We start from the raw sequence: 5,351 nt of genomic DNA, 5'->3' as shown, positions 1-5,351 counted from the left end.
GGGGCGGGAGCCGCGGACCGGTGGCGTGAGCGGTCGGGTGGGATCGCGATGAGTACCTCCGAGGCCGACCTCAGACCCGTGAGTGTGCCCCGGCCCGTGCGGCCGGGGCCGCCCCCGGCGCGGACCATGGCGGAGTTGCGCGCCGAACGCGACGCCCTGCGCGGGCTGACGGAGGCGGGTGACCCGACCGGGGTCGAACGCCAGCACGCCCTGGGCAAACACACGGCGCGGGAGCGGTTGGACCTGCTCCTGGACGAGGGGTCCTTCGTGGAGCTGGGGGTGTTCCGCCGTCGTCGCGACGAGGGATCCGCCACGGAGGGCAGACGGCCGCGCACCGACGGCGTCGTCACGGGTTCGGGGACCATCGACGGACGGCGTGTGTTCGTCTATGCCCAGGACTTCACGATCCTGGGCGGATCCCTGGGCGCGGAGCACGCCAGGAAGATCCACCGGGTGATGGACCTGGCCCTGGACAACGGAGCGCCGCTCATCGGACTCAACGACAGCGGCGGGGCCCGCATCCAGGAGGGAGTGGCCTCGCTGGACGGATACGGGGGGATCTTCCGAAGGCACGTGGCGGCCTCGGGGATCATCCCCCAGATCAGCGTGATCCTCGGCCCCTGCGCGGGCGGGGCGGCCTACTCGCCCGCCCTGGCGGACTTCACCTTCATGGTCCGCGGCACGGCCAGGATGTTCCTGACCGGACCGGACGTGATCGCCGCGGTGAGCGGCGAGCGGGTGGGGCCCGAGGAGCTGGGCGGCGCCGACGTCCACGGGCTGCGCACCGGTGTGGCGGCCGTCGTCCACGACGACGAGGAGGAGTGTTTGGAGGACGTGCGCCACCTCGTCTCCCTCCTGCCCGACAACAACCTCTCCTCCCCGCCCGACGAACCCGGGCCGGGGGACCCGGAGGAGGACCGGCGGCCCCGCCTGGCCGAGATCGTCCCGGCCGAGCCGAACCGTCCCTACGACATGCGCGAGGTCGTCGCCGAGCTCGTGGACGACGGCGACTTCTTCGAGATCCACGAGGGGTGGGCGCCCAACGTGCTGTGCGCCCTGGCGCGGATGGACGGAGCCGTGGTCGNNNCGCCACCCAGCCGATGGTCCTGGCGGGGGTCCTCGACAGCGACGCCGCGCAGAAGGCCGCGCGCTTCGTCCGCTTCTGCGACGCCTTCAACATCCCCCTCGTGACGCTGGTGGACGTCCCCGGCTTCCTCCCGGGAACCGACCAGGAGCACGCGGGGGTGATCAGGCACGGGGCGAAGCTGCTCTACGCCTACTGCGAGGCGACGGTGCCGCGTGTCCAGGTGATCGTGCGCAAGGCCTACGGGGGCGCCTACATCGTGATGGACTCGCGGTCCATCGGTACGGACCTGTCGCTGGCCTGGCCCGGCAACGAGATCGCGGTGATGGGGGCCGAGGGCGCGGTGAACGTGGTCCACCGCAGGGAACTGCGGGCGGCGGTCGACCCGGACGCGCTTCGGACGGAGCTGGTCGCCGACTACAGGGAGCGCCTGATGCACCCCTACCGGGCCCCGGAGGAGGGTTTCGTCGACGACGTGATCGACCCCGCCGACACCCGGGTGGCGGTGCTGCGGGGGCTCGCCGTGCTGCGGGACAAGAGGAGGGAGCAGCCCAGGCGCAAACACGGCAACGTGCCGCTCTAGGACGTGCCGGCGGGACACGCCCTATGTGTCGGACAGGGACGGAAGGAACCCGGAGGACGCGGTGACCGACGTCCGCGCGGCCTCCGGGCCGTCACCGCATCCCACCATCAGGGAGACGAGTTGGTCCTCGAAACAGCGGTCGGCGTCGTAGGGCGGGATGAGGTAGGAGCCGAGGTGCAGGGCGGTGAGTCCGTGCATCGCGATCCAGAGCCGGTGCGCGACCAGCTCCGGGTCGGCGGGGTCGAACCGTCCGGATCCGATACAGCGGTCCACGCACGAGGTCACGTGACGGAGTGTGTACCGGCCGTGCTGGCGGTCCTCCTCCGAGAGGCTGAAGCCGGCGATCGAGCAGCCGCCGAACATGACCGGGTAGAGGTGCTGGTTCCTGGACGCGTTGTCGAGGAAGGACCGGCCCATGAGGGCCAGGTCGCGGACGGGGTCGTCGGTGGCGTGGACGCTGGAGAGGCTCTCCTCCAGGCGGGCGAAGCCCTCGCGAACCATCGCGTGCACCAGTCCGCCGATGCCCGAGAAGTGGGTGTAGACGGTCATGGTGGAGCTGCCGGACTCGCGGGCGATCCTGCGGGTGGACAGGGCCTGGGGACCCTCCGAGGAGAGGAGTCGGGCGGCCGTGTCGATCAGGGAGGTACGTAGCCGCGGGTCTGCTTTACGTGGGCTCATGGAATCAATATCGGACTTTCGGGAGGGCTCCATCTACTCGTGATCAGCTTTCCTCGATCCGCCTCTGGAGCGCGTCGCCGTGCCGGATCAGGCGCGACGGGCGCCGGAGAGCCGGTCATCCCGGTGTGGGACGACCGCTCCGGGCCGCGGGTGGACCCGGCGGCCACCTTTCTTGCTCTCGGTTATATCTGACTGAGAAACCAATAGTCAAACCTCGATGAGGAAGGTTGATCTTTCCCGTTTTCCTGGTGGTCTAATCTTCCTTGCCCCATGTTAGGCGAGGTTTGCCGGGATGGCTTATGTCATTTCCGGGAGAGTGTATCGCTATCCTGCGCGTCTCACGGATCGTGGATGGGGCGTGACTTTGTGTGTCGGATTCTTTCTCTCGCGCTGTGTCCTGGTCGGGGATACTTTTGTGTGGTTTCAGTGTGTGCGTCGCAATTTTGGAGATGAGGTGTGGCGGTCATGGTGTGACGATGGGTCGGTGCCTGTTTCGAAGGGTGAGGGTGTGGTGGCGATGTGGAAACGATGGCGTGTTCGCCTGATTCCTGGAGGGGTCCGGCCCGTGACTTCCCGGACCCTTGGGGCGAATGAGGTTTTCGTGCGTTCGTCGTCACTCCCTGTTCGCCTTTTCCGGAAGTCGGTTTTCGGGTTCGGTGGTGCTGAGTATTGATTTCTGATACCACCGTGCGCCCTGGCTTGTCCCGCCATGCTGTGAGGGCTTCCGGTTGCCGATGTCCGAAGGCTGACCTCGAGTTGGGAGATAGCAGTGGAGAGTTCTGTTCGTCAAGCTGTCGCATTCATTCGTAGCCGCTATTACGAGCCCATTACCCTCAACGAGGTCGCGGCTGAGGTGTTCGTCAGCCCCTACCACTTCTCCAGGATCTTCTCGCGTGCCGTCGGTCTCACCCCCGGCCGTTATCTGACGGCGGTGCGACTGTTCGCCGCCAAGCGGATGCTGCTGACCACGGACCTGACCGTCTCCGACATCGTGTGCAGCGTCGGATACAACAGTGTCGGCACCTTCACCAGCAGGTTCACTCGTGCGGTCGGTATGTCTCCGACCCAGTACCGGTCCCCCGCAGTCGCCAGGCTGACGGTCGCCGCCTCCCACGACTTCGCCCGTATGCCCGACCTCGGGGACATGATCGAGGCCAATCGCGGCCGCTCCCGGACACAGGAGGCGACCAACACCCTGCGCGGCACCCTGGAGATCCCCTCGGAGGTGTGCGGTGCGAACGCCGTGGTGGGGGTGTTCCGCGACGCGGCCCCCCAGCGGGCGCCGGTGGCCTTCGAGGCCTTCACCGCCCACGGGCGGACCGAGTTCGAGGTGACCGGTGTGCCGAACGGCTCCTACCGCGTCATCGCCGTGGCCATGCCCCATGGGGCGGGCGCGGCGACCGGTCGGGTCCTGACGGCCAACACCCGCAGGCACGTCACGATCTCCTCCGGGCTCAACACCTACGTGTCCCTGTCGGCGCGGCCGGCCGAGGAGACGGTCACCCCCATGGCCGTGACGCTCGCCGACGTCTCGGCGGTCGGCGCCGACCCCCGGCGGGACGGCGACCTCTGCCTGCAGCCGACGGTGGCCTGAGCCGTGGCCGGCCGGATCCCGCGCGCGGTGGCGCGTGCGCTGCTCGCACCTCCCCTGGCCGACGTCGGATTCGCGCATCGGGGCTTTCCCGGTCGCGACTCGCCCGCGGCACGGAGCCTGGAGCGGATTCCCGAAGCCGTGGTCTGCGGTTTCGAGTGGGGGATGGAGACACGACACCTGGAGGAGGCCGAACATCGCCTCGAGACGGTGGACGCCGCGCTGCGCGGGTTCGCCTACGAGGGGACGACCATGGCCTTCACCGTGCGCGACGCCCTCCCCGTCGGCGGATCCGACCGCACCCGCGACCTCATGGACGGCCCGGCCAGACCGCACACCTTCCTCGCCTACATCGGGATCGGGTTCGCCATGGCCCGGTTGCCCCGGCGCCTGTGGCGAAGCGTCCTACCCGAACTGACGGACAACCCCTACCACCCCACCATGAGCTGGTTGGCCGTGGACGGTTACGGGTTCGACCTCGCCTACTTCGACACGCGGCGCTGGGTGGACCGCCAGGATACGCCCCACACGTATCCGTGGCTCGGCGCACCCGACTACTTCCCCCGGGCCTTCGACCAGGGGGTCGGGCGGGCGCTGTGGTTCATCCACGGCGCGCGGTGCGCGGCGGTCGCCGACGCCGTGCGGGCCTTTCCGGAACGCCGCCGGCCCGACCTGTGGAGCGGGGTGGGACTCGCCGCCGCCTTCGCGGGCGGCGCCGAGTCCGGTCCGCTGACCGATCTGCTCCGCGCGGCCGGGCCGGACGCGCCCCACCTCGCTCAGGGGGCGGTGTTCGCGGCGAAGGCGCGGGTGTACTCGGGATGCGTGCCCGACCACACCGAGTCCGTGGTCCGTGCGCTCACCGGTCTGGGTACGGCCGCGGCGGCCGCGCTGGCCGACGACCACGCGGTGGAGCCGGGGGAGCGCGGCGGTGTGCCCGCCTACGAGGTGTGGCGATCCGGAATTCGCGAACATTTCAACTGACGTACCTCCGGGGAGCAGCAATCGCGAAGTAGCCCCGCGCCGGGCGGTATCGGCAGCATGGAAAACGAAATCGACCGTGTCCGTCGCACGTGGCGGGAGGACGAAATGGCCAGTGTGATCGGTGTGCTCAGGCGCAGGATCATCACTCCGAAAACGACCGAGACCACGTTGGAGAAGCGTGGTTTCCACGACAAGGGTCCCGCTGGCCGTGACGTTCTGGAAACGGTGGGAAAATCGTTTCTGACCGGCCTCGGCGACGCTTTGGAGACGGGGTCGGCGGAACGCACTGACGAACGCCTCGCCTCGCTCCCGACCCGTTACAAGGGATTCGCCTACGAGGGCGCCGCGATGGGGCTCGCCCTGGTGGACGCGATGTCGCTGGGGAGCGGGCGGACGCGGCGTTTCCTGGAGGGGCCGGGCGCACCCCACGTCTA

General features: G+C 69.1%; 4 protein-coding genes and 1 pseudogene. 4 read left to right on the top strand and 1 reads right to left on the bottom strand.

The window, feature by feature from the left end:
* Positions 1-48: 48 nt before the first annotated feature.
* Positions 49-1,667, top strand: a pseudogene (locus tag D471_RS33925) (acyl-CoA carboxylase subunit beta).
* Positions 1,668-1,688: 21 nt separating this feature from the next.
* On the opposite strand, the gene D471_RS0111275 reads toward D471_RS33925, so the two are convergent.
* Positions 1,689-2,345 carry a TetR/AcrR family transcriptional regulator gene (locus D471_RS0111275; RefSeq protein ID WP_017598716.1) on the bottom strand — a complete coding sequence of 219 codons (657 nt, stop codon included), beginning with the start codon at positions 2,343-2,345 and terminating at the stop codon, positions 1,689-1,691.
* A gap of 769 nt (positions 2,346-3,114) precedes the next feature.
* On the opposite strand from D471_RS0111275, the gene D471_RS0111270 reads away from it, so the two are divergent.
* The 3 genes from D471_RS0111270 to D471_RS33920 all read left to right on the top strand — a co-directional run.
* A complete protein-coding gene (locus tag D471_RS0111270) occupies positions 3,115-3,939 on the top strand; it encodes a helix-turn-helix transcriptional regulator (protein WP_152486277.1) in 825 nt (274 codons plus the stop codon).
* Positions 3,940-3,942: 3 nt separating this feature from the next.
* Positions 3,943-4,917: a DUF1702 family protein gene (locus D471_RS0111265; protein ID WP_017598714.1), complete on the top strand. Its 975-nt coding sequence runs from the start codon at positions 3,943-3,945 to the stop codon at positions 4,915-4,917.
* A 105-nt stretch (positions 4,918-5,022) separates the two neighbouring features.
* Positions 5,023-5,351: DUF1702 family protein (locus tag D471_RS33920; RefSeq protein ID WP_017598713.1), on the top strand; the 329-nt coding region annotated here is incomplete at its 3' end.

Origin of the sequence: Nocardiopsis lucentensis DSM 44048 (genome assembly GCF_000341125.1) — a bacterium.
GTDB classification, from domain to species: Bacteria; Actinomycetota; Actinomycetes; order Streptosporangiales; family Streptosporangiaceae; genus Nocardiopsis; species Nocardiopsis lucentensis.
This window is presented reverse-complemented; position numbering and strand designations above follow the sequence as displayed.

Coding starts and splice junctions, on each gene's coding strand:
- D471_RS0111275 (WP_017598716.1), bottom strand. CDS start 2,345: ATGAGCCCACGTAAAGCAGACCCGCGGCTACGTACCTCCCTGATCGAC.